Annotated in this window: 23 protein-coding genes and 1 riboswitch; of the genes, 10 read left to right on the plus strand and 13 right to left on the minus strand. The window is 64.2% G+C overall.

What is annotated here, in order from left to right; genetic code table 11:
* Window positions 1-37 precede the first annotated feature (37 nt).
* Window positions 38-937 carry a DMT family transporter gene (locus EN824_RS20275; protein WP_127279498.1) on the minus strand — a complete coding sequence of 300 codons (900 nt, stop codon included), beginning with the start codon at window positions 935-937 and terminating at the stop codon, window positions 38-40.
* Window positions 938-1,148: 211 nt separating this feature from the next.
* Between EN824_RS20275 and EN824_RS20280 the strand changes: the two genes are divergently transcribed.
* Together EN824_RS20280 and EN824_RS20285 are read left to right on the plus strand one after the other, a co-directional pair.
* Window positions 1,149-2,447: an adenylosuccinate synthase gene (locus tag EN824_RS20280; protein ID WP_127279499.1), complete on the plus strand. Its 1,299-nt coding sequence runs from the start codon at window positions 1,149-1,151 to the stop codon at window positions 2,445-2,447.
* A gap of 75 nt (window positions 2,448-2,522) precedes the next feature.
* Window positions 2,523-4,262, plus strand: a complete 1,740-nt coding sequence (locus EN824_RS20285) for a hypothetical protein (RefSeq protein WP_135932629.1) — start codon at window positions 2,523-2,525, stop codon at window positions 4,260-4,262.
* Window positions 4,263-4,288: 26 nt separating this feature from the next.
* Here the strand turns inward: EN824_RS20285 and EN824_RS20290 are convergent, their stop codons facing one another.
* From EN824_RS20290 to EN824_RS20305, 4 genes are all read right to left on the minus strand, one after another.
* Window positions 4,289-4,588 (minus strand): CcdB family protein, encoded by a 300-nt coding sequence (locus tag EN824_RS20290; RefSeq protein WP_127279501.1) that lies wholly within the window; start codon window positions 4,586-4,588, stop codon window positions 4,289-4,291.
* Window positions 4,588-4,830 carry a type II toxin-antitoxin system CcdA family antitoxin gene (locus EN824_RS20295; protein WP_127279502.1) on the minus strand — a complete coding sequence of 81 codons (243 nt, stop codon included), beginning with the start codon at window positions 4,828-4,830 and terminating at the stop codon, window positions 4,588-4,590. The genes EN824_RS20290 and EN824_RS20295 overlap by 1 nt, the downstream gene beginning before the upstream one ends.
* 86 nt (window positions 4,831-4,916) lie before the next feature.
* The gene (locus tag EN824_RS20300; protein ID WP_135932630.1) at window positions 4,917-6,734 is read right to left on the minus strand and encodes an ABC-F family ATP-binding cassette domain-containing protein; all 1,818 of its coding nucleotides are present in this window, start codon (window positions 6,732-6,734) and stop codon (window positions 4,917-4,919) included.
* A gap of 1 nt (window position 6,735) precedes the next feature.
* Window positions 6,736-7,380, minus strand: a complete 645-nt coding sequence (locus EN824_RS20305) for a thiamine diphosphokinase (protein WP_127279533.1) — start codon at window positions 7,378-7,380, stop codon at window positions 6,736-6,738.
* Window positions 7,381-7,466: 86 nt separating this feature from the next.
* Window positions 7,467-7,581: riboswitch (TPP riboswitch) on the plus strand.
* A gap of 43 nt (window positions 7,582-7,624) precedes the next feature.
* Here EN824_RS20305 and thiB point away from each other — a divergent pair.
* From thiB to EN824_RS20330, 4 genes are all read left to right on the plus strand, one after another.
* Window positions 7,625-8,623, plus strand: coding sequence for a thiamine ABC transporter substrate binding subunit (gene thiB / locus EN824_RS20310; RefSeq protein WP_127279532.1), 999 nt, complete (start codon window positions 7,625-7,627; stop codon window positions 8,621-8,623).
* A 224-nt stretch (window positions 8,624-8,847) separates the two neighbouring features.
* Window positions 8,848-10,467 carry a thiamine/thiamine pyrophosphate ABC transporter permease gene (gene thiP / locus EN824_RS20320; RefSeq protein ID WP_135863180.1) on the plus strand — a complete coding sequence of 540 codons (1,620 nt, stop codon included), beginning with the start codon at window positions 8,848-8,850 and terminating at the stop codon, window positions 10,465-10,467.
* Window positions 10,460-11,236: a thiamine ABC transporter ATP-binding protein gene (gene thiQ / locus EN824_RS20325; RefSeq protein WP_135932631.1), complete on the plus strand. Its 777-nt coding sequence runs from the start codon at window positions 10,460-10,462 to the stop codon at window positions 11,234-11,236. The genes thiP and thiQ overlap by 8 nt, the downstream gene beginning before the upstream one ends.
* Window positions 11,237-11,468: 232 nt before the next feature.
* The gene (locus tag EN824_RS20330) at window positions 11,469-12,938 is read left to right on the plus strand and encodes a M48 family metalloprotease (protein WP_023784820.1); all 1,470 of its coding nucleotides are present in this window, start codon (window positions 11,469-11,471) and stop codon (window positions 12,936-12,938) included.
* A gap of 15 nt (window positions 12,939-12,953) precedes the next feature.
* Here the strand turns inward: EN824_RS20330 and EN824_RS20335 are convergent, their stop codons facing one another.
* On the minus strand, window positions 12,954-13,817 hold the full coding sequence (locus EN824_RS20335; RefSeq protein WP_127279395.1) for an RNA polymerase factor sigma-32: 864 nt from the start codon (window positions 13,815-13,817) through the stop codon (window positions 12,954-12,956).
* A 312-nt stretch (window positions 13,818-14,129) separates the two neighbouring features.
* Between EN824_RS20335 and EN824_RS20340 the strand changes: the two genes are divergently transcribed.
* The 3 genes from EN824_RS20340 to EN824_RS20350 all read left to right on the plus strand — a co-directional run bounded on the left by EN824_RS20340 (window position 14,130) and on the right by EN824_RS20350 (window position 16,488).
* Entirely contained in the window at window positions 14,130-14,903 is a 774-nt protein-coding gene (locus tag EN824_RS20340; protein WP_127279396.1) for an amino acid ABC transporter substrate-binding protein, read from the plus strand.
* 137 nt (window positions 14,904-15,040) lie between these two features.
* Complete coding sequence (locus EN824_RS20345) at window positions 15,041-15,721, plus strand: amino acid ABC transporter permease (RefSeq protein ID WP_127279397.1); 681 nt, start codon at window positions 15,041-15,043, stop codon at window positions 15,719-15,721.
* Window positions 15,718-16,488: an amino acid ABC transporter ATP-binding protein gene (locus EN824_RS20350; RefSeq protein WP_127279398.1), complete on the plus strand. Its 771-nt coding sequence runs from the start codon at window positions 15,718-15,720 to the stop codon at window positions 16,486-16,488. The genes EN824_RS20345 and EN824_RS20350 overlap by 4 nt, the downstream gene beginning before the upstream one ends.
* A 79-nt stretch (window positions 16,489-16,567) precedes the next feature.
* Here EN824_RS20350 and EN824_RS20355 read toward each other — a convergent pair whose 3' ends face one another.
* The 7 genes from EN824_RS20355 to EN824_RS35310 all read right to left on the minus strand — a co-directional run bounded on the left by EN824_RS20355 (window position 16,568) and on the right by EN824_RS35310 (window position 24,820).
* A complete protein-coding gene (locus EN824_RS20355) occupies window positions 16,568-17,149 on the minus strand; it encodes a CarD family transcriptional regulator (protein ID WP_006327799.1) in 582 nt (193 codons plus the stop codon).
* A gap of 370 nt (window positions 17,150-17,519) precedes the next feature.
* Window positions 17,520-17,858, minus strand: coding sequence for a ferredoxin FdxA (fdxA, locus tag EN824_RS20360; RefSeq protein ID WP_095089463.1), 339 nt, complete (start codon window positions 17,856-17,858; stop codon window positions 17,520-17,522).
* A gap of 235 nt (window positions 17,859-18,093) precedes the next feature.
* On the minus strand, window positions 18,094-18,480 hold the full coding sequence (locus EN824_RS20365; RefSeq protein ID WP_127279399.1) for an RNA-binding S4 domain-containing protein: 387 nt from the start codon (window positions 18,478-18,480) through the stop codon (window positions 18,094-18,096).
* Between the two features lie 13 nt (window positions 18,481-18,493).
* Window positions 18,494-21,880, minus strand: a complete 3,387-nt coding sequence (locus tag EN824_RS20370; RefSeq protein WP_135932632.1) for a helicase-related protein — start codon at window positions 21,878-21,880, stop codon at window positions 18,494-18,496.
* A 725-nt stretch (window positions 21,881-22,605) separates the two neighbouring features.
* The gene (gene phbB / locus EN824_RS20375; protein ID WP_127277284.1) at window positions 22,606-23,331 is read right to left on the minus strand and encodes an acetoacetyl-CoA reductase; all 726 of its coding nucleotides are present in this window, start codon (window positions 23,329-23,331) and stop codon (window positions 22,606-22,608) included.
* 122 nt (window positions 23,332-23,453) lie between these two features.
* Window positions 23,454-24,638, minus strand: coding sequence for an acetyl-CoA C-acetyltransferase (locus EN824_RS20380; RefSeq protein ID WP_127277282.1), 1,185 nt, complete (start codon window positions 24,636-24,638; stop codon window positions 23,454-23,456).
* A 23-nt stretch (window positions 24,639-24,661) separates the two neighbouring features.
* Window positions 24,662-24,820, minus strand: a complete 159-nt coding sequence (locus tag EN824_RS35310; RefSeq protein ID WP_167531411.1) for a hypothetical protein — start codon at window positions 24,818-24,820, stop codon at window positions 24,662-24,664.
* Window positions 24,821-24,940: 120 nt separating this feature from the next.
* On the opposite strand from EN824_RS35310, the gene phaR reads away from it, so the two are divergent.
* The gene (phaR, locus tag EN824_RS20385; protein ID WP_127277280.1) at window positions 24,941-25,549 is read left to right on the plus strand and encodes a polyhydroxyalkanoate synthesis repressor PhaR; all 609 of its coding nucleotides are present in this window, start codon (window positions 24,941-24,943) and stop codon (window positions 25,547-25,549) included.
* The last annotated feature ends 46 nt before the right edge of the window (window positions 25,550-25,595 follow it).

Here is a 25,595-nt window from a genome sequence, read left to right on the forward strand (position 1 = left end):
ATCGTTGCGAAAGCCGAACGATTGACTGACGGCGGCTCTATCGGCGGTTCAGCATCGTCTTTCGTCCGCTGTATTCGGCGAGCCAGATGCCGCCCAGAACGAGGACCAGCGCCAGCGCCTGATAGAGCTGGAAAGTCTCGCCGACGATCAGCACCGAAAGCAGCGTGCCGAAGATCGGCACCAGATTGATGAACAGGCCGGCGCGGTTGGCGCCGATCAGCTCGTTGCCCCTGATATAGGTAATCTGCGAGATCACCGAAGCGCCAATCGCCGTATAGACGATGACCGTCCAGCCGCGCGCATCGGGCACGATCACCTTGCCGGCGGCGGCCTCCCACAGGAAAAAGGGCAACGAGGTGATGAGTGCCGCGAACGACATGGCCAGCATCAGGCTTTGCCAGCGCATCGCCGGCTTCAGCCGCAACCCGACCGAATAGCCGCTGTAGAGAACGACCGCGACCAGCATGATGGCGTCGCCGAAATTGAGTTCCAGCGTCAGCAGCCGGCGTGGATCGCCATGGCAGGCCGTCAGGATGACGCCGAAGATGGTCAGCACCACGCCGGCGATCTGCGCCCAGTTCACGCGCAGGCGGAAGAAAACGAAATTGGCTGTCATGATCAGGATCGGCATCGCCGCCTGCTCGATAGAGACATTGATTGCCGTGGTGTAATTGAGCGCGGTGTAGAAAATGGTGTTGAACAGGGTGAAGCCGCTGGCGCCCAGCGCCGCCAGCACGAACCAGTGCCTGCGCACGACAGGCCAATCCTCCTGGATCGTGCGCCAGCCGATCGGCAGCAGGATTGCCACGGCCAGCATCCAGCGCAGGAAGACCAGCGTCATCGGCGAGACGTGGTCGACCGCCAGCTTGCCGGCCACCGAATTGCCGCCCCACAGCAAGGTGGTGAGCAGCAGGAACATGTAGGCGCTTCGATGCATCGCGGGCTTCCGGCCGCGGGATGAGTTGCGGTGTTTGCCGGCCTATTGCCCCCGTCAGTCCAAGTAAATGATGTCAAAGCCGAAAATTGTTGTGCCTCAGGGCATTTTCGGCGGCAAAGAAAGGTCGCACTCGCGAGGTCTTGACGCTATAGAGGCCTGTCGTTTCGAACCATATCCAAGCCGCGCGGCGGCGTCTCAAGGGAAAAGAAACATGGCCAATGTGGTGGTCGTCGGCTCGCAGTGGGGCGACGAAGGCAAGGGCAAGATCGTCGACTGGCTGTCGGAGCGCGCCGATGTCGTCGTGCGTTTCCAGGGCGGCCACAATGCCGGCCACACGCTGGTCGTCGACGGCAAGGTCTACAAGCTGTCGCTGCTGCCTTCCGGCGTCGTGCGGGAAGGCAAGCTGTCCATCATCGGCAATGGCGTGGTCTTCGATCCGCATGCTTTCGTCGCCGAAGTGGAGAAACTGAAGGGCCAAGGCGTGGACGTGACGCCGGATCGCCTGAAAATAGCCGAAAACACGGCGCTTATCCTGTCCGTACACCGGGAGCTGGACGGATTCCGCGAGGATGCCGCTTCGAATTCCGGAACGAAGATTGGCACGACCCGGCGCGGGATCGGCCCCGCCTACGAGGACAAGGTGGGCCGCCGCGCGGTTCGGGTGATGGATCTGGCGGATTTGGAAACTTTGCCTCTGAAGGTCGACAGGCTGCTGACGCACCACAATGCGCTGCGTCGCGGGCTCGGCCATGGCGAAGTCACGCATGACGCGATCATGCAGGAATTGACCTCGGTCGCGAACGACATCCTCCCCTACATGGACCGCGTCTGGAAGGTGCTCGACGACAAGCGCCGCGCCGGCGAGCGCATCCTGTTCGAGGGCGCGCAAGGCACGCTGCTCGACATCGACCACGGCACCTATCCGTTCGTCACCTCGTCCAACACGGTCGCCGGACAGGCGGCCGCCGGCTCCGGCGTCGGTCCGGGCGCCATCGGCTACGTGCTCGGCATCACCAAGGCCTACACCACGCGGGTCGGCGAAGGTCCGTTCCCGACCGAGCAGAAGAACGAGATCGGCGAGTTCCTCGGCACGCGCGGCCATGAATTCGGTGTCGTCACCGGGCGCAAGCGCCGCTGCGGCTGGTTCGACGCGGTGCTGGTGCGCCAGGCGGTTGCCGTCAACGGCATCAAGGGCATCGCGCTGACCAAGCTCGACGTGCTCGACGGGCTGGACGAGATCAAGGTCTGTACCGGCTACAGGCTCGACGGCGAGACGATCGACTATCTGCCGGCAAGCCAGGGCGCGCAGGCCCGCGTGGAACCCATCTACGAAACGCTGGAAGGCTGGAAAGGCACCACCGCCGGCGCGCGCAGCTGGAACGATCTACCGGCCCAGGCGGTCAAATATGTCCGGTACATAGAGGAGTTGATCGGCGCGCCGGTCGCACTCCTCTCCACCAGCCCGGAACGGGACGACACGATACTTGTGACCGATCCGTTTCAAGACTAGTTTCTGAAGCCTTTCCGGGCATCGCGGCTGATTTGCGGGGGCCGGCGCGGAGGCAAACTACAGGTCGACTGAAGCATGGCAGATTTCGTTGCTGTTCTGAAAAACGCGTTCGAGAAGCACGGCGACGAGACGCCCGAGAAGCGTGCGCGCATCTATAACAGCGTTCGCGCCATGCTGGCGAAGAAGCTTGCGGAATATTCGCCGCCGCTGGCTCCCGAGGCCATAGACAAGCAGAAACGCTCGCTGGACGACGCCATTGCCGGCGTCGAGCGGGACTACGTCAAGAGTGTGCCGGAGACGGACCCGCTCGCGGAACTGGAGCACATCTTTTCCTCCATCGACCGCAACAAGAACCAGTCGAGCCACGTCAAGCAGCCGGCCAAGGCCGAATCGATTCCCGCTCCGTCCCCGTATCGGCAGGCGCCTGTCGCGGCCAGCCCGGAGCCGTACAAGCCGGCGCAGCCCGTGGCGAACCCCGAACCCAACCGGCCTGCTCCAGCGGTCAAGGTCGAGCCAGCCTGGCAAAGGTCGACGCCGGTCCAGCCCGCTCCGGACTTTTCGGAGAAGACCTTGCCGGGAATGGACGCGGATCGGGACGACGACCAGGACGATGTCTTTGCCAATGACGAAGCGCCGGCGGGCGCCGACACTTTCGAGCGTTTGCGCCCAGCTGAACGCAGGCGCGGCTATGGCGGACTGATCGCCGCCGTCGTCGCGTTGCTGGTCGTTGCCGGCGGCGGTTACGGCATCTGGCTGAACAAGGATGCCTTCGGCAAGATGCTGGGCCTGGGCGGCAGCAAGGTTTTTGCCAAGACCGAACCGGTGAAAACGGCGCCGGCCAAGCCGGCGACCGATGCCGCGGCCACGCCACCGGCGCCCGCGACCGGTGCCGAAGGCACGAAATTCACGCAGCGGCTGACGCCTGAAGGCGGCGAAACCGATCCCGGCCCGGGCGGTGGACAAAGCGGCATAGGCGAGGGTGAATCCGTCGCCGCGCTGACGACGCCGCCAACGGCGACGAATGCGCCGGCCACGGCCGCGCCGGCGGTTCCCGCACCGGCTGCCAATACGCCCGCTGCCGCCACGCCCGCGGCAGGCGCGCCTGCCGCCACCACGCCTGCGGCGGGCACCCCGCCCACGACACCACCCGCCAACGGAACCGCGCCCGCGGCGCCGGCCGGTGCCGCCGCCACGCCGCCGCCCGCGCCGGCGGGCGCCGCTCCGGCGGCTCCGGCCGCGGCTGCGGCGCAAAGCTCGGTTCCGGTCGGCCAGAAGGCGATCTTCTACGAGGAGCGCACCAGCACCGCGCAGGGTTCGGCCGAGCCCGGCAGCATCGTCTGGTCGCTGGTGCAGGAATCGCCCGGCGGCGACCTGCCGCCAGAGCCTGCGATCCGTGCCGAGGCGACCATTCCCGGCAAGGACATCCAGTTGCGCATGACCATCCGCCGCAACACCGACCAGACCCTGCCGGCGAGCCATATCATCGAGATGATCTTCCTGACGCCCGACGGCTTCGAGGGCGGCGGCGTCGACAACATATTGCGCGTCGCCATGAAGAGCTCGGAACAGGATGCCGGCAGCCCGCTGATCGGCATCCCGGCCAAGATCGCCGACGGCTTCTTCCTGGTCGCGCTCAACGACACCAAGGCCGATGAAGACGCCAACATGACCTTGCTGCGCGGCCAGGACTGGATCGACGTACCGGTCGTCTACAAGACCGGACGGCGGGCATTGCTGACCATGGAAAAGGGCATTCCCGGCGAGAAGGTGTTCGACGAGGCGATCAAGGCCTGGCAAGCGAAAACGGCGGGCTGAGCAGACGGCGTAACGGCGGCCTTCGATCAGAAACCCTGGAACAGCATGTCGAGCGCGGCGACGATCTCGTCGTGATGTTTCGTCAAGTTCAGCCGACTTTCACCCAATTCGCTTGCCGGAACGGTAGCAATCAGGTGTGTCGCCATAACCAGCTTCCGGCCGTTGATGTCGAAGATCGGATGAAGCTTTCGCATCGGCGGCGGCACCGTTGCGAACGGCAGAAGGGGGACGACTACCCGCGTCCTGAAATTGTCGAGCAGATCGGATTGAACGTCGAGCAAATAGTTGCCTTCGACGCGACCGGCGAAGACATCATAGCGGGGCATCAGAACTGCCGGTACTCTTCCAACGGGACGCCATGTTTCTCGATGTAGTCGTTCCACGACTCCATCGTGGCGCGGTTCTCTAGCTTCCATAGCCGCGTTTTTTCGGCCGCCACCGCTTCCGCGATGCCGGCCTCCGCGGCGCGCGAGACATTCACATCAAGCCCTTTGGCTTCCCGCATGAGATTTGAGTCGATCGACAGATTTGCTGGCTGACGGACCGCATTCAAGGCAATCTTACGCATGGTGGGCCTCCGCGACATGCGCATAATATATGCGCATTCCGATATGGAAGGCAATAAAATCAAGCTGCCCCGATCGCGGGCGGAACCTACCCTTCCATCTCTTCCCGCAGCATCTCCAGTTCCAGCCATTCCTCTTCCAATGCGGCCAAGGTGGCGCGCTCCTTGTCGAGGGCGGCGATGGTCTTCTGGAACGAGGCCGGGTCGCGCTCGTAATAGGCCGGGTCGGAGATGTTGTTTTCCAGCCGCGAGATCGACGCTGTCACGGCCTCGATCTTCTTGGGCAAGGAGTCCAGCGCGAACTTCTGCTTGAACGACAGTTTTTTGGCCGGCCCTTTTGCTACGGCAGGTTCTGCCTTGGTGGTCGGCGCGTCGCCGGCGTCGGCCTTGGCGCGCGCCTTGCGGTCGTCGAGCCGGGTGCCGCCGCGCTGCGCCAGCATGTCGGAATAGCCGCCGGCATATTCAATCCAGCGGCCACCACCGTCCGGCGCGATGACGCTGGTGACGGTGCGGTCGAGGAAATCGCGATCGTGGCTGACCAGGATGACGGTGCCGGCGAACCCGGCGACCAGTTCCTGCAGCAGTTCCAGCGTCTCCATGTCGAGATCGTTGGTCGGCTCATCAAGTACCAGCAGGTTCGCCGGGCGCGCCAGCACGCGCGCCAGGATCAGCCGCGCCCGCTCGCCGCCGGACAGCTCGCGCACCGGCGTGCGCGCCTGCTCCGGCTTGAACAGAAAATCCTTCATGTAGGAGACGACATGGCGCTGCTCGCCATTGATGACCAGGTTCTCGCCGCGCCCGTCGGTGAGATATTGCGCCAGCGTCTCCTGCGGGTCGACCGCCTCGCGCTTCTGGTCGAGCGTGGCGATCTCCAGATTCGTGCCGAGCCGTATCGAACCAGCGTCCGGCGCCAATTCGCCGGTCAGCATCTTCAGAAGCGTCGTCTTGCCGGCGCCGTTCGGTCCGACGAGGCCGACGCGGTCACCGCGCTGGATGCGGGTCGAGAACCCCTTGACGACGGTGAGGTCGCCAAAGCTCTTCTCTATGTTTTTCGCCTCGATCACCAGCTTGCCGGATTCGGCCGCGTCGCTGGCCACCATTGTCGCGGTGCCCTCGGCGCCGCGATGGCCGCGAAAGCGCTGGCGCATGGTCTGCAGTTCGCCGAGACGTCGCATGTTGCGCTTGCGCCGTGCCGTCACGCCGTAGCGCAGCCAGTGCTCCTCGCGCACGATCTGGCGGCCGAGCTTGTGCTGCTCGCGCTCTTCCTCCTCCAGCACGAGGTCGCGCCATTCCTCGAAATGGCCAAAGCCCTTGTCCAACCGGCGGGTCTGGCCACGGTCGAGCCAGACGGTGGCACGCGACACACGCTCGAGGAAGCGGCGGTCGTGCGAGATCACGATGAGCGCCGAGGAAGTCCGGACGAGTTCCTCTTCCAGCCATTCGATCACCGACAGATCAAGATGGTTAGTCGGCTCATCAAGAAGCAGGATGTCGGGCTCCGGCGCCATGACGCGGGCAAGGGCGGCGCGCCTGGCCTCGCCGCCGGACAGGTCTGCCGGCCGCTCCTCGCCTGACAGGCCGAGATGCTCCATCAGATAGCTGGCGCGGTAGGGATCGTCGGCCGGGCCGAGTCCGGCCTCGACATAGGCCCGCACATTGGCAAAGCCGTCCATGTCGGGCATCTGGGGCAGGTAACGCACCGTTGCCGAAGGCTGGCGGAACACCTCGCCGTCCTGCGGTTCGATCAGGCCGGCGGCGATCTTGAGCAGCGTCGACTTGCCGGACCCGTTGCGGCCGACCAGCGCGATCTTGTCGCCGGCCGACGCGGTCAGGGTGGCGCCATCGAGCAGCGGCGTGCCGCCAAAAGTCAGTCTTATCCCGTCGAGATTGAGAAGGGGCGGGGCCATGTCAGCTTTCGGGCAATGGATAGGGATGGGCAAGCAGCAGCGCGCGGCCGTGGCCGAGCGCGATGTCGAGGCGGCCCTTGACCTCGTTGGAAATGGTCAGCGACGATCCGAAAGCCACCTCGACCTTGTCGAGCGGCCATTTGGCGCCGGTGACGGTCAGGCCGGAGAGTTCGGAAAAGCCGAGAATAGAAAATAGCGTGCCGTCGGCATAATCGAAGCTGGCCCTGCCGTTGAGCAAGGGGACACCCTCCTGGGCGCCGCTGGTCAAAAGCACATCCGTTCCGGCCTCGGCCAGCCGCAGGCCAAGCGCCAGATGCAGAAAGGCGTGATCGGCGCGCTTGCCGCCGAAGGCGCCCGCCAGCACAAGGCGGGTCGCTCCACGCTCCAGTGCGGCCGCGATTGCCAGTTCGCCGTCGGTCTTGTCCTTTTCCGTCGGGAAGGTTTGCTGGGGCACGGCGGCGAGATGGGCGGGCAGATCGGCCGGAACCGAATCGAAATCACCGACCCACAATTCCGGCACGAGGCCCAGCATCCGCGCATGACCGATGCCGGCGTCGGCGGCGATCACGCGCGAGCCTTCGACCTGGCGGTCGAGCCGGGGCGTGCGGAGGAGATCGCCGCCAAGCAGGATGGTGAATGTGCTCATATCCCGTCGCCTTACCAGCCCGGCACGGGAAACGGAAGGCGGCAAACTCCCACTTGCGTGTCCCACCCGCCGGGCCTATGTGTCGAAACGCTCTAACGGGGTGCCGGACGCGAATTTCGCGGGCCGGCTGAGAGGCAGTCTCGCCAACCCGCTGAACCTGATCCGGTTTGTACCGGCGGAGGGATTAGACGTTTCGGACAGTCCGACGCCTCAATTCCTTTCAACGCAAACGAAGGAGGCGCCGATGCGCACGTTTTTATATTCTCTCATCGCAGCCACGGCGGTGACGCTGTCCGGGCCGGCCTTGGCCAAGGACAAGCTCACGGTCTACACCTATGAGAGCTTCACCGCCGACTGGGGTCCAGGCCCCGTGGTGAAGAAGGAATTCGAGGCCGAATGCGGCTGCGATGTCGAGTTCGTCTCGGTCGCCGACGGCGTGGCGCTGCTCAACCGCGTCAAGCTGGAAGGCGCTTCGACCAAGGCCGACATCGTGCTCGGCCTCGACACCAATCTCACCGCCGATGCCAAGGCCTCCGGCCTGTTCGCGCCGCATGGCGCGGTGAGCGATGTCAACGTGCCGGGCGGCTGGAGCGACGATACTTTTGTTCCCTTCGACTACGGCTATTTCGCCGTCGTCTACGATACGCAAAAGCTGAAGTCGCCGCCGAAAAGCTTGAAGGAGCTGGTCGAGGGCAGCGCCGACGACAAGATCGTCATCCAGGACCCGCGCACCTCGACGCCCGGTCTCGGCCTGCTGCTCTGGGTGAAGTCGGTCTATGGCGATAAGGCGCCGGAGGCCTGGGCCAAGCTCAAGACCAAGGTGCTGACCGTGACGCCGGGCTGGAGCGAGGCCTATGGCCTGTTCACCAAGGGCGAGGCGCCGATGGTGCTTTCCTACACCACCTCCCCGGCCTACCACATGGTCGCCGAGAACACCGAGCGTTACCAGGCGGCGTCTTTCGAAGAGGGCGAGTATCTGCAGATCGAGGTCGCCGGCATCACCACGACCGGAGCCAAGAACCCGCTGGCGGAAAAATTCATGGCCTTCATGACCGGACCGAAATTCCAGGACGCCATCCCCGAGACCAACTGGATGTTCCCGGCCGGCAAGACCGACAAGCCGCTCAACCCGGCCTTCGACAAACTGGTCAAGCCGACCAAGACCCTGCTGTTCAGTCCGGAGGAGGTCGCGGCCAACCGCAAGACCTGGGTGGATGAATGGCTGGCGGTGATGAGCAAGTAGTTGGCTGTATGATCCGAAGATGAATGCTTTACGGCGCCCCCCTCTGTCCTGCCGGACATCTCCCCCGCTTGGGGGGAGATTGGCTGTCATCGGCGATTTCGCCAATCGCCAACATTGCAGGAATGAGCTGGGCGCCGGAGCTGCTAATCTCCCCCCTCGTGGGGGAGATGTCCGGCAGGACAGAGGGGGGCGCGAAGGAACGCGACGCACGTTAAAGGCCTTTCGTGCAACCCGCGTCTGATCCCCGCATTACCGCCGGCAGCGTAGCGCTGGCGGCGATCGCGCTCTTGATCGGCGGCGCGTTTGCCGGGCTGCTTGTCGAAGGCGCACACGATCTCTCCGGCGCCTGGGTGGCCTTCGACCCTTATCTGTTGCGCGTCGTGCGCTTCACACTCTGGCAGGCGGCCCTGTCAACGCTGCTCTCCGTCGGGCCGGCCCTGTTCGTGGCGCGGGCGCTGTCGCGGCATCCACGGTTCTTCGGCCGCGCCTTCATTCTGCAGCTCTTCGCCGTGCCGTTGGCGCTGCCGGCGATCGTCGCGGCGCTCGGCATTCTGGCGCTTTATGGCCGTGCCGGCTATTTCGCCGGCCTGTTCAACTGGGTTGGCGGCCAGGGCTGGCCGGGCATCTACGGCCTCTCCGGCATTCTCGTCGCCCATGTCTTCTTCAACCTGCCGCTGGCCACCCGCCTGTTCCTCGAGGCGCTGCAGACCATCCCCTCCGACCAGTGGCGGCTGGCGAGCCAGCTCGGCATGGCGGCGCGGCCGGCGTTCCGGTTGATCGAATGGCCAACACTGCGCGCCGCCATGCCCGGCGTCGCCGGGCTCGTCTTCATGCTCTGCATCACATCCTTCACCATCGTGCTGACGCTTGGCGGCGGGCCGGCCGCGACGACGCTCGAAGTCGGCATCTATCAGGCCTTGCGCTTCGATTTCGATCCCGCGAGGGCTGTCGCGCTGACATTGCTGCAGATCGCCTTGACCTTCATCGTGGTGCTGGCGCTGACGCGGCTCGGCGCCAATGTCGTCGGCGACACCAACCTGCCGGTCGCGCCGCGCCGCTATCTCTCCGTCAACGGCACCGAAGCCACACTGAATGCCTTGCTCATCGGATTGGCGCTGCTGGTCGTCGCGGGACCGATGGCGGCGACCGTGATCGCCGGATTGAGCGCCGATCTCGACCGGCTGGCCGGCGAGACCGCTGTCCGGCAGGCGACACTCACCAGCGCCGTGCTCGGCTTCCTTTCGGCGCTGCTTTCGGTGATGCTCTCGTTGGCATTGACAATGGCGCGGCGGGCGCTGGCATCGAACCGCCGCTCCGGCCCAATGACACTGCTCGAACACGCCACCGATACCGGCGCCGGCTTTGTGCTGGTCGTGCCGCCGATCGTCGTCGGCGCCGGTTGGTTCCTTCTGTTGCGCCACGTCGGCGACGTCTTTGCCATCGCCCCGCTCATGGTCGTCACCGTCAACGCTGTCATGGCGATGCCTTTCGCGCTGCGCGCCATCCGCCCCGCCTATGATGCGGCAAGCGAGCGCCACGAACGGCTCTGCGCACAGCTCGGCATTTCCGGCTGGGCAAGGCTGAAGCTGGTCGACTGGCCGTCGCTGCGGCGGCCGCTCGCCACCGCCTTCGCGTTCGCCATGGCGCTGTCGCTTGGCGATCTCGGCGTCATCGCCCTGTTCGGCAGTGATTCCGTACAGACCTTGCCCTACCTTCTCCTGGCGCGCATGGGCAGCTACCGCACCCAGGACGCCGCCGGCCTGGCGTTGTTGCTGGGCCTTGTCTGCCTGGTACTGGTGCTGGCAGCGGACCGGCTGGGAAAGGGGATGGCCCGCGATGTCTGACGGTGCGGCTAACGCCAAAGGGGTTCCGGTGCGGCTGGACAAGGTCTCGTTCAGTTATGGCGAGGCATTGTTCGCTTTCGATGTCGAGTTCACCGCGACGCAAATCACTGCCATCATGGGGCCAAGCGGTTCGGGAAAGTCGACGCTGCTCAATCTGGTGGCCGGATTCGAGATGCCGAGATCCGGCCGCGTGCTGATCGGCGGGGGCGATGTCAGTGGTGAGCCGCCGGCCGTGCGTCCGGTGTCGATGGTGTTTCAGGAGAACAATCTTTTCGCGCATCTTTCCGTCGAGCAGAATGTCGGGCTCGGCCGTTCGCCATCGTTGCGGCTGACCGATACCGACCACGCCGATATCGCGGGCGCCCTTGCGCGCACCGGTCTTGCCGGCAAGGAGAAGCGGCTGCCGCGCGAACTTTCGGGCGGTGAGCGCCAGCGCGTCGCCCTGGCTCGCGTGCTGGTGCGTGACCGCCCGGTGCTGCTGCTCGACGAACCCTTCGCCTCGCTTGGGCCCGCCTTGCGCGACGACATGCTCGACCTGGTTGCTGGCCTTCATGCCGAGCGTGGCATGACGGTGCTGTTCGTCACGCACCAGCCGCAGGATGCCCGCCGCATCGGCCAGAAGGTGGTGTTTCTGGACAATGGCGCCGTCGCCGCCACAGGCACGGCGGACGATTTCTTTGCCGGGGCTGGTCCGGAGGCGTTCCGGCGCTATATCGGTGCGGGTGCCGGGGATGCCTTATCACGAGATATTGCCCGGAAGCGGACATAATTTACGCTCAAACCGGCCCGAGGCGATGTGGCGCTTGCTTGCCATGACTGGAGTAGTGTGGCTAGGTCCGCTCGATACCGGTCCGGCACTGGCCGTGATTTGCCTACAGCATCTGCTGCCCGGCCCGAGGGGCGCGTGACGGACGCTGTAGCAGTTTGTTTTGCGCATTGCATGATCATGCGCAAGGACCTGAAAGGAAGCCATTCTGGCGATCGGCGTTGACAGGCTACGAATGAACCCGCTGGCGCGCTTCTTGGCGCTGGCTGGCTTTGCCGTGGCGCTGGCGAGCTGCCAGATGTTCACGCCTCCGGAGGTCCAGGAATCCGGCTTCCAGCCATCCGACAAGCCGATCACGGTGGACAATGTCGCCGCCAACAACAAGCTTGCCGAACTCGCCAAGGCGCAGCATCCGCGCATCCTGGCGACCTATGGTGGCGAATATTCCGATCCCAAGCTCGAGCGCATGGTCGCCAAGGTGGTCGGCAATTTGACCGTGGTATCGGCCAACCCGACCCAGACCTATCGCATCACCATCCTCAATTCGCCCAACGTCAACGCCTTCGCACTGCCGGGCGGCTATCTCTACATAACGCGCGGCCTCCTGGCGCTGGCCAATGATTCGTCCGAGCTCGCCGCTGTCATCGCGCATGAAATGGGACACGTCACCGCCAATCATGGCCTGCAGCGCCAGCAGTTGGAGGCCGAGGAGGGCCTGGCGACCAAGGTCGTCTCGGATGTGCTCGGCGACAGCCCGACCGCCAAGGCAGCACTGATCCGCGGCAAGCTCAGGCTGGCGCAGTTCTCGCGCAACCAGGAACTGGAGGCGGACGCCATCGGCATCAAGTCGATCGGCGAAGCCGGCTACGATCCCTATGCCGCCGGCCGCTTCCTGCAGTCGATGTCGGCCTACACCGATTTCCGCTCGATCAGCGGCGCCACGGACGCCAGCCTCGACTTCCTTGCGACGCACCCCAACACGCCGCAGCGCATCGATCTGGCACAGCGCCACGCCCGCCAGTTCGGCGCGCCAGGCTTCGGCACGCGCGACCGTGATTCCTTCCTCGCCGGCATAGACGGCCTACTCTACGGCGACACGCCGGAAGAAGGCTATGTGCGCGGCGAGACCTTCCTGCATCCGGGCCTCGGCGTGTCGTTCACGGTGCCGGACGGTTTCATCATCGACAATTCGGCGGCAGCGGTGACGGCGACCGGTCCTGGCGACATAGCAATCCGCTTCGACGGCGTTTCGATCGACAAGAACCGCGCCTTGACCGACTATATCAGAAGCGGCTGGGTGGCTGGCCTCGACGACAGCACTGTCAAGCAGGAAACCATCAACGGCAATGAGGCGGCGACCGCGCATGCCGGCGCCGAAGGCTGGCAGTTCGATATCGCGGTGATCCGCGCCGGCGGCCAGGTTTACCGATTGCTGACCGCGGCGCCCTCGGCCAGCACCTCGCTGGAAACGGTGGCGCGCTCGGTCAGCGGCTCCTTCCGCATTCTCAGTCCCGCCGAAAAGGCGGCCCTGAAGCCACTGCATATCCGTGTGCTTACGGTACAGCCGGGACAGACCATGGGCTCGCTTGCCGCGCAGATGGTGGGCGTCGACCGCAAGCTCGACCTGTTCCGCGTGCTCAACGCGTTGTCGCCGGGGGCCGCGGTTTCGGCCGGCGACAAGGTCAAGATCGTCACCGACAAGTAGCGCCCATTGCGCGAATCAGGCGGCGGTCGCCATGAATTCGGGATTCTGCTTCACCAGCGCGACCTTGAGCTTTTCCATCGCGCGGGCCTCGATCTGGCGGACGCGTTCCTTGGAAATGCCGAGCGTCTCGCCGAGTGCCTCGAGCGTGGCGCCCTCGTCGGTCAGCCGGCGTTCCTCGATGATGCGGAGTTCGCGGGCGTTGAGAGCTTGAAGCGCCTCCCTCAGCCAAAGCGAGCGGCGCGCGACGTCGATCTTGTCGCCGACAATCTCGTCGGGCAGGGGATCGTCCGAGACCAGGAAATCCATCCGCTCGGTCGCACCCGCATCATCGGCAAGCGGCACGTTGAGCGAGGAGTCCGGTGCCGAGAGGCGTGAATCCATCAACGCCACATCGGCCTCGGAGACACCAAGCGCAACCGACACCTCGCGGTAGAGGGTTGTGTTGGAGAGCGGTTCGGCGCCGTTCGCGAGGCGCGCACGCAGGCGCCTGAGATTGAAGAACAGGGCCTTTTGCGCCGAACTGGTGCCGCCGCGCACGATCGACCAGTTGCGCAGGATGTAATCCTGCATCGAAGCGCGAATCCACCACGTCGCGTAGGTCGAAAACCGTACCTCGCGCTCAGGCTCGAAGCGGGCCGCGGCCTCGAGCAGGCCGACATGACCTTCCTGGATCAGGTCGCCAAGCGGCAGGCCGTAGTGACGGAATTTCGAGGCCATGGAAATGACCAGCCGCATATGGGCCACGGTGATGCTGTGCAATGCGTTCTGGTCGTTGTCTTCTTTCCAGAGCAATGCAAGCCGATGCTCCTCGTCGCGCTCGAGGTAGGGCGCCCTCATTGCCGCGCGGACCATGACCCGACCTGCCGTGTCTTCCATCATAAGGCGCTCCCTGGCTCAGGCGATGCGGATGACAGGCACCGGCTTGAAATGACGGCGTCATGCCCTAGAACAGCCAAAACTGCCGTGCGCGGGAAAGGTTCCGCTGGCGCGGGCAGGCGAGCGATGAGATCCGGGCAATTTCGGCACGGCTGCCCGGAACTCTGAATGCTGCAGAGAAATTCCTTTTAGAGTATTCGATTTCTGGAATTGGCCCTCTTTGAAATTTCATTCCTTATTTTTTCGACCCGCATCTGTCATTTTCCAGCCCTCACAACATGCCTGACATCAGGCCAAGGACGGGATCACAGAAAAATGAAATGGCTCAAGTCACTCATCATCGCCGGAACGCTGCAGGCCCTGGCGGTCGCATCGGGCCATGCCGGCGCCAATCTCGACCAGATCAAGCAGGCCGGCGTCATCAAGGTCGGTACGGAAGGCACTTACGCGCCTTTTACCTATCATGATGCATCCGGAGCGCTGGTCGGCTTCGACGTCGAAATCGCCAAGGCGATCGCCGACAAGCTTGGCGTCAAGGCGCAGTTCCTCGAGGGCAAGTGGGACGGCCTGATCGCCGGCCTCGATGTCAAGCGCTACGACGCCGTCATCAACGAAGTCGGCATCACCGATGCCCGCAAGGCCAAGTACGATTTCTCCGATCCCTACATCGCCTCCAAGGCGGTGCTAATCGTGCGCGGCGACAACACCGACATCAAGACCTTCGCCGATCTCAAGGGCAAGAAGTCGGCGCAGTCGCTGACCTCCAATTTCGGCAAGCTGGCCGAGTCGAATGGCGCCGAACTGGTCGGCACCGACGGCTTCGACCAGTCGATCCAGCTGCTTTTGACCGGCCGCGCCGACGCCACCATCAATGACAGCCTGTCGTTCCTCGACTTCAAGAAGCACAAGCCCGACGCCAATGTGAAGATCGCCGCCCAGGAAGAGAATGCCGATTATTCCGGCGTCATCGTGCGCAAGGGCGATCCGGAGCTGGTCGCGGCCATCAACAAGGCGCTGGCCGACATCAAGGCCGACGGTACTTATCAGAAGATCGCCGACACCTATTTCGGCCAGGACGTGTCGAAGTAATTCATAAAGCGGGGCCGGTCGTCGCCCCGCGGCCCATCCAGCGGCGAGCCGTTTTTGACGGCTCGCCGCTTTTGTCGTGATATGGCTGACGCATTCGCGCTTCGATGACGCCGCTTGTCCATTCCGGAGGATTTTTCGTGCCGCACTGGCTGCAACTGATGCTGGAGTCGCTGCCCTCGCTGCTGTGGGCAGCGTTGATCTTCACCGTGCCGCTGACGCTGCTGTCCTTCGTGCTCGGCCTGACGGTGGGGTTGGGCGCGGCGCTCGGCCGGCTGTTCGGCCCGAAGCCGCTGGTGGCGCTCGTGCGCTTCTATGTCTGGATCTTCCGCGGCACGCCGCTGCTGGTGCAGCTGTTCCTGATCTTCTACGGCCTGCCTTCGGTCGGCATCCTGCTCGATGCCTTTACCGCGGCGCTGATCGGCTTCACCCTCAACATCGGCGCCTACACGTCGGAAATCATCCGCGCGGCGATAGGCTCGGTGCCGAAAGGCCAGTGGGAGGCCGGCTACTCGATCGGCATGACCTGGAGCCAGGCGATGCGGCGCACCATCCTGCCGCAAGCCGGCCGGGTGGCGGTGCCGCCGCTCTCCAACACTTTCATCTCGCTGGTCAAGGACACGTCGCTGGCCGCCGCCATCACCGTGCCGGAGATGTTCCAGGCAGCGCAGCGTATCGTTGCCACCACCTATGAGCCGCTCATCCTCTATGTCGAGGCTGCGATCCTCTATCTGGCGATGAGTTCGGTGCTGTCGGCCTTGCAGACGCGGCTGGAGGAGCGGCTCAACCGCTATGGCGGCTTCCTGGAGGCACGCTCATGATCGGCCTCACCAACATCGAAAAACGCTTCGGCGAAAATCTCGTGCTGAAAGGGGTGACGGTTGCCATCGCCGAGGGCAGCGTCACAGCCCTTGTCGGTCCTTCGGGTGGGGGAAAAAGCACGCTGCTGCGCTGCATCAACCTCCTGGAGATCCCGACCTCGGGCACGGTGCGGATCGGCGACGAGATGCTCGAGTTCCGCCCGGGCGGAAAGGTGCCGGCGGCGGACATAAGGCGTCTGCGCCTGCAGACCGGCATGGTGTTCCAGAATTTCCAGCTGTTTCCGCATCGCACCGCCATCGAAAATGTCATGGAAGGTTTGGTCACGGTGCTCAAATGGTCGCCCCAGAGGGCACATGAACGGGCGCTCGCGCTGCTGGAGAAGGTCGGCATGGCCCACAAGGCGGATGCCTGGCCGGCGACGCTGTCGGGTGGCCAGCAACAGCGCGTGGCGATCGCCCGGGCGCTGGCGCCGTCGCCCAAGGTGCTGCTGTGCGACGAACCGACTTCGGCACTCGACCCGGAATTGGCGCAGGAGGTGGTCGATGTGCTTAGTCAGCTCGCCAGCGAGGGAACGACCATGGTGATAGCGACGCATGATTTGCGCCTGGCTTCCAAGATCGCCCAGGAAGCGGTGTTCCTCGATGCCGGCGTCATTGTCGAGCAGGGGCCATCCGCCACGCTATTCGGCAATCCGGAGCGCGAAAGGACAAAGCGGTTCATCGCCACGCTGAAGCAGGAGGCGGCGGAGAAGGAGGCCGGCGTATAGACGCGGCAATCTCCGGCAATCTTAAAGACAAAAAACCCGGCACGAGGCCGGGTTTTTCGTTAACTCGAAAGCGAAAAGCTCAGGCAGCCTCTTCCTGCTCGGCTTCCTCATTGTCGGCCTTGGCGCCACGCTTGGGGCCCTTGTTGAGATTGACCTCGATCAGGCGCACGGCTTCGGTTTCCGACATGCGGTTGACAGCCGCGATCTCGCGGGCCATGCGGTCGAGCGCCGCTTCATAGAGCTGGCGTTCGGAATAGGACTGCTCCGGCTGGTTGTCGGCGCGGTAGAGGTCGCGCACGACTTCCGAGATCGAGATCAAGTCGCCCGAATTGATCTTGGCATCATATTCCTGGGCACGGCGCGACCACATGGTGCGCTTGACGCGGGCGCGACCCTGCACGACCTTCAGCGCGCGCTCGACATAATCCTCTTCCGACAGCTTGCGCATGCCGATGGAGGTCGCCTTGGCGACCGGCACCTTGAGCCGCATCTTGTCCTTCTGGAAGTCGATGACGAACAGTTCCAGCTTGTGGCCAGCCACTTCCTGCTCATCGATCGAGACGATCTGGCCGACGCCATGCGCCGGATAGACGATGTACTCGCCGGTCTTGAAACCGTGACGCGCGGCCGTGGACTTCTTCTGCGGGGTGATCGTTGCCATTACGCCCTGAACTCCTTGTTGTGGGCCGGCGGCGGTGCCGGCTGAACTCACGTGATCGGGGTCACCGATCATTAGCCGCACAACAGATGAACCCACCGGAAAAAGCCGGGACCGGCAAACCGCACGAATTGCGACCGCCTGGCCCAGATCGCTCTGGTCCGGAATGGGATTTTCACCTTTCAGTGATTTGGGGCGTCTGCGCCATAAATCGACGTTGTGTCACCGGCATGTTTCGCTGATGTAACACAAAAAGTCGGAAGAATCAAGGTTTTGCTGCGTAAGCGAAGGCCACAACCAATCGCCGCCTGTCAAGGCGGTTAATCCGACGTGCTTGTTACGCTACGTCATACAAGCCTTTACGGCGGTGTTGTCAATCGCCTTCGCCGGGCTCGGCGGAGAAGTATTTCTCGAACTTGCCGGCCTCACCGTCGAAGCTCTTGGCGTCGGCCGGCGGCTCCTTCTTGGCGGTGATGTTCGGCCATTTCTCGGCATATTCGGTGTTGATCTGCAGCCATTTGTCGAGGCCGGACTCGGTGTCGGGCTTGATCGCGTCGGCCGGGCATTCCGGTTCGCAGACGCCGCAGTCGATGCACTCGTCGGGATGGATGACGAGCATGTTCTCGCCTTCGTAGAAACAGTCGACCGGACAGACCTCGATGCAGTCCATATATTTGCATTTGATGCAGTTGTCGGTCACGACATAGGTCATCGGTCGGCTCCGGGATGTCCCGTTTTTGTTGGCTTTTTTTGTGAGGTAACGCCTTTATCGGCTGCTTGCAAGGGTGGCCGTTCCCAGGGGCATCAGGGTTTGGGAATGGAATTCCAAGTGGGCGGCGCCGCGAAGGCCCGGCATGCCCCACCGGCCGTCCTGTTTGCCGCTCCCGGTTCTGCTTTTTGTTTGTCGTTGCCCTCGGGAAACGCCCCTCCGCGGTCGGTCGAACGGCTCAATCTTCGTCGAGCAATCGGTCGGTCTGGCGGCGCTCTTTTTTGGTCGGGCGGCCGCTGCCTGCCTCCCGCAACGCCGGGATGGCATCGGGAAGGGCGTCAGCCTTGGGTGCGGGCGGCGGCGACATGTCTTCATAAAGAGTGCGGGCTTCCTCGGCCGGGCCGCGCCGCACTCCGGCGCCGAGCACCTTCCAGACGAAGATACGCCGGTCGAGCGTGATGGTCAGCACGTCGCCCGGCTTGACCAGATCGGATGCCTGCGCTGCTTTGTCGCGATTGATGCGCACGCGGCCGGCGACCACCAATTTAGCCGCCAGCGAGCGCGATTTCACCGCACGCGAAAAGAACAGCCATTTGTCGATGCGCTGGCGGCCTTCAGCAACCATCGAAGCGCCGAGCCTACTTCTTTAGTTGGTCGCGCAAGGCGGCGAGCTTGGCGAAGGGGGAATCCGGATCGAAGCGCACCGGGCGCTCCTCGCGCGGCTTGGGTTGGAAGGCGGGCTTTCCGCCCCCCTTGCCTTCCGGCCTGCCGCCCTTCCAGTCCGGGCGGCCTTCACGGCGCTCGGGACGATCGCCTTGCGGGCGGCCATCGCGGCGCTGCTCGCCGTCACCTTGCGGCTTGGGCTTGAACTTCGAGCGGTCGAAGCGCGGCTTGCCGGCGCCGTCGCGGCGTCCTTCATGGGCGGGACGGTCCGTGGGCGTGCCTGTTGCCGGTGCGCCGCCGGCATCGGCCGACGCGTTGCCTCGGCCGCGCGCTTGTCCGTTTTGCGGGCGGTTGTTGCGGCCGTCGCGATGACGCGGACGCTGGTCAAAGCGGCCTTGGCGCCACAACAGGATCGGCTTTGGCGCTTCGGCTTCCGGCACCGTTTCGCCGACGGCTTGCGCCACCGCAACGGGTTCGGCGGCTTCCGTCGGCGCGGAGGCCCCGACGGCCGGCTCCGCCGCCGCGGCGCCCTCTTCTGGGGGCGCGGCGTCAATCTCGGCAGTCTCAGCTTCGGCCCGCGACTCAACCGGCGCCGGCTCGACGGGTTCAACGGCGGCTTCGGCCACAGGCGCCTCTTCGCCCCCTGCAACGTCAGCCGTGGCTTCCGCCTGCTCTTGCACGGCAGCTTCCGTCGGCGCGTCTGCCGCGATTTCGGCCGCAACCTCCATCGCCGCGGCGGCTGCCGCATCCGGCACCGGTTCCGATCCTTCGGCGGCTGGCGCTGCCGCCTCTTCCGCCGCCTTGGCCTGTTCCGCGCGGGCTGCCTCCGCGGCTGCCTGCTTGGCCGCGGCGGCTTCCCGCGCGGCAGTATCCTGCGCTTCCAGCCGCGCCTTGACGTCCGCCGCCGGCTTCGGCTCGGCGCGATAGCCGAGACCCTTGAGAATCTCTTCCATGTCGTCGGCGGTGGCGCCGAGGATCGACATCATTGGCGGCGTCACCATGAAGGACTGGCCGTCATAGGCGCCGTCCGGTCGCTGGCCGAGGCCGGGCTTCCAGTTGGTCGCCGGGCGGATCAGGTCAGCCAGCCGCTCCAGAATGTCGATGCGAACGGCGCGGCGGCCGAGATTGCGGTAGCCGGCAAGCTTGTAGAACGCCTTGTCGAAGGCCGGATCGATCACCACCGAGGTGCGGCCCGATGCCAGCGCATGGACGACGTCGCCGAAGCCGGGCTTGTCCTTGCCGTCGTTCTTCAGCGCCCACAGCAAGGTCACCAGTCCGGCGGGCGCCGGTTTGATCAGCGCCGGCACGAAGACGTGGTAGGCACCGAAGCGCACGCCGAGCCGGCGAAGCGCCGCGCGGCCTTCCTGGTCGAGCGACTTCATCTCCTCGGCGATGTCGCGGCGATTGATGAGGCCGAAATTCTCGACCAGCTGGAAGGCGATGCCGCGGCCGATACCGGAAATCTGATCGGCATTTTTCAAGTCGACCAGCGGCTTCAGCAGGGATTCGATCTGGAAATTGACGAAGCGCTCGGCGCGCGCGGCGACCTTGTCGCGCGCCGGGCCGGTGAGCTGTTCGTCGGCCAGCAGCACCAGGCGCGGCTTCAGCGCGTCCTCGCCCGAAACCAGTGTGCCGATCGGCGCGCCGATCCAGCGCAGCGTGCCGTCCGAACCGAGCGCTAGATCGCCATTGGCGCAGGCACCGAAGCGCTCCGCGCGTGCATCGAATTCGGCGGCCAGCGCCTTTTGCGCGGCCGTGCGCACGGCCTTGGCGTCTTCGCCGCCGGCGGTCTGGTCGGCGGTGAAGCGGAACCCTTGTAACTCGCCGACGTGATGGCCTTCGACAAGGACGGTTCCGGTAGGACTGATTTCGGCTTCAGGCATGGTATTTTCTCTAAGGCGCCGCATGAGGACGGAAGTCCTGCGGTCTACGAAGCGTTTCGTCAACCGCTCATGCAGCGCATCCGACAATCTGTCTTCGATTTCGCGCGTCTTTTCCTGCCAGTGTGCCTGATCGGCCAGCCAGCCGGGCCGGTTCGACACGAATGTCCAGGTGCGGATCTGGGCGATGCGGTGCGACAGCGTGTCGATATCGCCCTCGGTGGTGTCGGCGCGGCGCACCTGCTCGGCCATATAGTTCTCGTCGACATGACCATGCCGGGCGAGGTCCATGTAGATCGAGGCGATGAGGTCGGCATGCTGGGCGGGCGCGATCTTGCGATAATCCGGCAGCGCGCAGGCTTCCCACAGCAACGCCACGCGCTTGGCATTGGTTGCGAGCGCGCGGATGCCTTCGTCGCGGGAGAGATGTTCGAGCGCCTGGGCATCGACGGCCGGCAGTGCGCGTGTCAGGCCCTCGACCGGGGCGTTGGTCTCAATGGAACGCTTCAGCGCATCGAGGCTGGCGAAATCGAATTGGGCGGTGCGCCACTGCAGCACCTTCACCGGGTCGAAGTCATGGCCCTCGATCTTCTGGACCAGGTCCTCGTCCAGCGGATCGACCTGGCCGGTGACGCCGAACGTGCCGTCGCGCAGATGCCGGCCGGCGCGGCCGGCGATCTGGCCGAGTTCGGCCGCCGTCAAATTGCGGTACTGGTAGCCGTCGAACTTGCGGTTCTGGGCAAAGGCGACATGGTCGAGGTCGAGGTTGAGACCCATGCCGATCGCGTCGGTGGCAATGAGATAGTCGACATCGCCCGACTGGAACAGCGCCACCTGGGCATTGCGGGTGCGAGGCGACAGCGCGCCCAGAACCACCGCCGCACCGCCCTGCTGGCGCCGGATCAGCTCGGCGATGGCGTAGACCTCGTCGGCGGAGAAGGCGACGATCGCGGTGCGCCGTGGCAGGCGCGTCAGTTTCTTGGAACCGGCATAAGCCAGATGCGACAGGCGCGGCCGCGTCACCACCGAGACGCCTTTCAGCAGCCGCTGGAGGATGCCGTGCATGGTGGCCGCGCCGAGCAGCAGCGTTTCCTGGCGACCGCGCAGATGCAGGATGCGGTCAGTGAAGATATGGCCGCGCTCGAGGTCGCCGGCCAGTTGCACCTCGTCGATGGCGACGAAGGCGGCGTCGGTCTCGCGCGGCATGGCTTCGACGGTGCAGACCGAATATTTGGCGCCCGGCGGCTGGATCTTCTCCTCGCCGGTGATGAGCGCCACCTTGTGGGCGCCAACTTTCTCGCAGACGCGCGTGTAGACCTCCCGGGCCAGCAGCCTCAGCGGCAGGCCGATGACGCCGGTTTCGTGCGCCACCATGCGCTCGATGGCGAGATGGGTCTTGCCCGTGTTGGTCGGCCCAAGCACGGCGGTCACGTCGCGGCCCGACAGGATCAGCGGCTCGGTATGTTTCTGCTGGATGTTCATCGGCTCGGAAATAAGGCTTTCTGGCCTCTCGTTGTCGGGAGCGTGCCTGGACGGCGCGTATGACAGCCGACACATAGGGATTTCGGGCGCGAAGCGAAAGCGGAATGTTCCGCCCGGGTTCCGAAGACGCCCGTGTCAGCCCGCAAATCAGTTCCTGCTTAACAGTTGGAACGAGTCTGGAACGAATCAGCGACGAATCGGTGACTCCGTCAGATTCAGCTTTTGTTCACGGCTAGATATGGATTTTGCGACCATGAGTCTCACCACATGCTGAATCAGAAAACTGGCCCGTTTTATGCTAGGCGAACCTCTCTGTTAACTTTCGCCTGTGAACGAGGTCGGGGGCTCGATGCGCACTGCTCAAGATTATGAAATTGTTAATCTTTCTGAATTGTGGGTTAAGAAACTATGGGTGATCTCGGCCTATTAATGTTAACTTCCGCTCAAAGCCGGAACGAATCGGCGACAAAACAGCGTCAGCGCTATTTTCCCTTTTTGTTCCCCCAATATCTTGTGTTGTGAACAGCTTATCCACCGAGAATCCACAGGCTTGCCCACAGGTTTCGCGCAGGCGCGCTGCCGCCATTAACCTTTGCGTGCCGGATTGGGGCAGCCGCTCGTAGCGAGGGGTTTTAGGCCCAGAGCATCACTTGAAAACGGACCGGTTTCCCGGTCCGTTTTCGCCCGTCAAGGCCGCTGGTTGGTGGGCAGGCGAAAATCAATGCCTAGACGAAGTACTGGCCGCCATTGGCGGTGAGGGTCGAGCCGGTGATGAAACCGGCATCCTCGGAAGCGAGGAAGACGACGCAGCGCGCGATCTCTTCCGGCTCGCCGAGGCGGCCGACCGGGATTTGCGGGATGATGCGCTCGTTGAGCACTTTCTCGTCGATCGCCTTGACCATCTCGGTGGCGATGTAGCCCGGGCAGATGACGTTGACGGTGATGCCCGCGCGGGCGCCTTCCTGGGCGAGCGCTTTCGAGAAGCCGATGTCGCCGGCCTTGGCAGCGGAGTAATTGACCTGGCCGGCCTGGCCCTTCTGGCCGTTGATCGAGGAGATGGTGATGACGCGGCCGAACTTGCGGTCGCGCATGCCGCTCCACAGCGGATGGGTCATGTTGAAGACACCGGACAGATTGGTGTCGATCACCTCTTTCCACTGCTCGCGCGTTATCTTGTGGAACATGGCGTCGCGGGTGATGCCGGCGTTGTTGACCAGTACCGAGACAGGGCCGAGGTCGGCCTCGATCTGCTTGATGCCGGCGGCGCAAGCGTCATAATCGGCGACGGACCATTTGTAGACCGGAATGCCGGTCTCGGCCTTGAATTTCGCCGCCGCATCGTCATTGCCGGCATAGTTCGCGGCAACCGAATAGCCGGCAGTCTTCAAAGCGATCGAGATGGCAGCGCCGATACCGCGCGATCCACCCGTGACGATTGCAACCTTGGTCATGTGTTCTCCTCCCGTTGGTCGGAGGAGCGAATAGGGAGTAGCCAATAGCGAATAGGGTTTGATGTCCCGCCGCGCTGAGGCCGTTCTTCCTTATTCGCTACTCCTGTTCGCTATTGGCTTGTTCAGATGGCTTCGACGCACATGGCGACGCCCATGCCGCCGCCGATGCATAGGGTGGCCAACCCCTTCCTGGCGCCGCGGCGACGCATCTCGAAGACCAGCGTGTTGAAGACGCGGGCGCCCGAGGCGCCGATCGGATGGCCGATGGCGATGGCGCCGCCATTGACGTTGACGATCGAGGGGTCCCAGCCCATGCCCTTGTTGACGGCGCAGGCCTGCGCGGCGAAAGCCTCGTTAGCCTCGACCAGGTCCAGATCGCCGACCGACCAGCCTGCCTTTTCCAGAGCGCGCTTCGAAGCGGGAATAGGTCCGGTGCCCATGATCGCCGGATCGACGCCGGCGGTTGCCCAGGACACGATGCGCGCGAGCGGGGTGACGCCGCGCCGAGCGGCCTCCGCTTCGCTCATCAGCAGCGCGCCGGCGGCGCCGTCATTGATGCCGGAGGCGTTGGCGGCGGTCACCGTACCGTCCTTGTCGAAGGCCGGCCTCAGCTTGGTCATAGCATCGATCGTGGCGCCGTGGCGGATGTACTCGTCCTGATCGACAACCGTGTCGCCCTTCTTGCCCTTGATGGTGAAGGCGACGATCTCGTCCTTGAACTTGCCGGCTTTCTGCGCGGCCTCGGCCTTGTTCTGCGAGCCCAGCGCGAACTGGTCCTGGTCGTCGCGGGTGATCTGGAACTGGCGGGCGACGTTCTCGGCGGTGTTGCCCATGTGGTAGCCGTTGAAGGCGTCCCACAGCCCGTCCTTGATCATGGTGTCGATCATCTTGTAGTCGCCCATCTTGACGCCGGCGCGCAGATGCTCGGCGTGCGGCGACAGCGACATCGATTCCTGGCCGCCGGCGATGATCACCTTGGCGTCGCCGGTGGCGATCTGCTGCATGCCGAGCGCGATGGCGCGCAGACCCGAGCCGCAAACCTGGTTGAGGCCCCAGGCGGTGGTTTCCTTGGGCAGGCCGGCAAGGATCGAGGCCTGGCGGGCTGGGTTTTGGCCTTGCGCCGCGGTCAGCACCTGGCCGAGGATGACCTCGTCCACCTCGGCCGCCTCGACGCCCGTACGTGACAAAAGCTCCTTGATGACGACAGCACCGAGTTCATGCGCCGGCGTGGCCGCGAAAGCACCGTTGAAGGAGCCGACGGCCGTGCGTGCGGCACTGGCGACAACGATGGAATTGGCAGAGGACATATTCTTCTCCAGACTTCGAGCTGTCATGTTTTCAGGCATTGTTGGCAACTTTTCTTGCCCTTTCCATGACCCAAGTCAAACCGGAAATCGGCATGGCGCCCATGCGCCGCAAGCAGGTCGCGCATCGCCGTGCCGGCGGACCGGGCGCTGCTGCGCAGCATATTTTGCCCGCTATGCAGCATAATATGATCCCGCAGTGCACAAACTGCTTGGAATTGTGGGGCTTTTGCGCATATCCTCAAAAAGGGCGCAATCGTTACCGGCTGCTTACTCAGGCGTGCCGGTGTCCGGGGAGGATGCAGATGGCCGCAAAAGACGACCCGATCATTATCAAGAAATACGCCAACCGCCGCCTCTATAATACGGGGACGAGCACCTATGTGACGCTCGAGGATCTGGCCGAGATGGTCAAGAAGGGCGAGGAATTCACCGTCCAGGACGCCAAGACCGGGGACGACATCACCCATCCGGTGCTGACGCAGATCATCTTCGAGCTGGAGAACAAGGACGGGCAGAACATGCTGCCGATCCCGTTCCTGCGCCAGCTGATCGCCTTCTATGGCGACCAGATGCAGATGATCGTGCCGAGTTTCCTCGAACAATCGATGATCGCCTTCTCCAAGGAACAGGAGCGGTTCCGCGAGCAGATGAAGGGGGCCATCGGCAAGTCGCCGCTGGACGTGATGAAGATGGCGACGCCGATGAAGGCGCTGGAAGAACAGACACGGCGCAACATGGAAATGTTCCAGAATGCGATGCGGCTGTTCACGCCATTTCCGCCGGCGGGTTCCGCACCCGCCGCGGCCCCTGCCGAATCGGCCAGGAAGGAAGCGCCGGAGAAACCCGACGATCTGCAGCAGCTGAAGGACCAGATCGCTGCCATGCAGCGCAAGCTCGACACAATGTCGTAAGGGGCGGGGTCCAGGCCAAAATCCGCCGGTGTCTTATCGGTCGATG

The organism is Mesorhizobium sp. M8A.F.Ca.ET.181.01.1.1 (assembly GCF_004792025.1).
In the GTDB taxonomy this organism is placed as follows: Bacteria; Pseudomonadota; Alphaproteobacteria; order Rhizobiales; family Rhizobiaceae; genus Mesorhizobium.

Excerpts from the sequence above, each read along its gene's own strand:
- EN824_RS20340 (WP_127279396.1), top strand. The coding sequence starts at position 14,130 with ATGAAATGGCTCAAGTCACTCATCATCGCCGGAACGCTGCAGGCCCTG.
- phaR (WP_127277280.1), top strand. The coding sequence starts at position 24,941 with ATGGCCGCAAAAGACGACCCGATCATTATCAAGAAATACGCCAACCGC.
- thiQ (WP_135932631.1), top strand. The coding sequence starts at position 10,460 with ATGTCTGACGGTGCGGCTAACGCCAAAGGGGTTCCGGTGCGGCTGGAC.
- EN824_RS20305 (WP_127279533.1), bottom strand. The coding sequence starts at position 7,380 with ATGAGCACATTCACCATCCTGCTTGGCGGCGATCTCCTCCGCACGCCC.
- EN824_RS20330 (WP_023784820.1), top strand. The coding sequence starts at position 11,469 with ATGAACCCGCTGGCGCGCTTCTTGGCGCTGGCTGGCTTTGCCGTGGCG.
- EN824_RS20285 (WP_135932629.1), top strand. The coding sequence starts at position 2,523 with ATGGCAGATTTCGTTGCTGTTCTGAAAAACGCGTTCGAGAAGCACGGC.
- EN824_RS35310 (WP_167531411.1), bottom strand. The coding sequence starts at position 24,820 with ATGCTGCATAGCGGGCAAAATATGCTGCGCAGCAGCGCCCGGTCCGCC.
- EN824_RS20355 (WP_006327799.1), bottom strand. The coding sequence starts at position 17,149 with ATGGCAACGATCACCCCGCAGAAGAAGTCCACGGCCGCGCGTCACGGT.
- EN824_RS20280 (WP_127279499.1), top strand. The coding sequence starts at position 1,149 with ATGGCCAATGTGGTGGTCGTCGGCTCGCAGTGGGGCGACGAAGGCAAG.
- EN824_RS20300 (WP_135932630.1), bottom strand. The coding sequence starts at position 6,734 with ATGGCCCCGCCCCTTCTCAATCTCGACGGGATAAGACTGACTTTTGGC.
- EN824_RS20370 (WP_135932632.1), bottom strand. The coding sequence starts at position 21,880 with ATGAACATCCAGCAGAAACATACCGAGCCGCTGATCCTGTCGGGCCGC.
- EN824_RS20290 (WP_127279501.1), bottom strand. The coding sequence starts at position 4,588 with ATGCCCCGCTATGATGTCTTCGCCGGTCGCGTCGAAGGCAACTATTTG.
- thiB (WP_127279532.1), top strand. The coding sequence starts at position 7,625 with ATGCGCACGTTTTTATATTCTCTCATCGCAGCCACGGCGGTGACGCTG.
- EN824_RS20275 (WP_127279498.1), bottom strand. The coding sequence starts at position 937 with ATGCATCGAAGCGCCTACATGTTCCTGCTGCTCACCACCTTGCTGTGG.
- EN824_RS20350 (WP_127279398.1), top strand. The coding sequence starts at position 15,718 with ATGATCGGCCTCACCAACATCGAAAAACGCTTCGGCGAAAATCTCGTG.
- EN824_RS20335 (WP_127279395.1), bottom strand. The coding sequence starts at position 13,817 with ATGATGGAAGACACGGCAGGTCGGGTCATGGTCCGCGCGGCAATGAGG.
- EN824_RS20365 (WP_127279399.1), bottom strand. The coding sequence starts at position 18,480 with ATGGTTGCTGAAGGCCGCCAGCGCATCGACAAATGGCTGTTCTTTTCG.
- fdxA (WP_095089463.1), bottom strand. The coding sequence starts at position 17,858 with ATGACCTATGTCGTGACCGACAACTGCATCAAATGCAAATATATGGAC.
- EN824_RS20380 (WP_127277282.1), bottom strand. The coding sequence starts at position 24,638 with ATGTCCTCTGCCAATTCCATCGTTGTCGCCAGTGCCGCACGCACGGCC.
- phbB (WP_127277284.1), bottom strand. The coding sequence starts at position 23,331 with ATGACCAAGGTTGCAATCGTCACGGGTGGATCGCGCGGTATCGGCGCT.
- EN824_RS20295 (WP_127279502.1), bottom strand. The coding sequence starts at position 4,830 with ATGCGTAAGATTGCCTTGAATGCGGTCCGTCAGCCAGCAAATCTGTCG.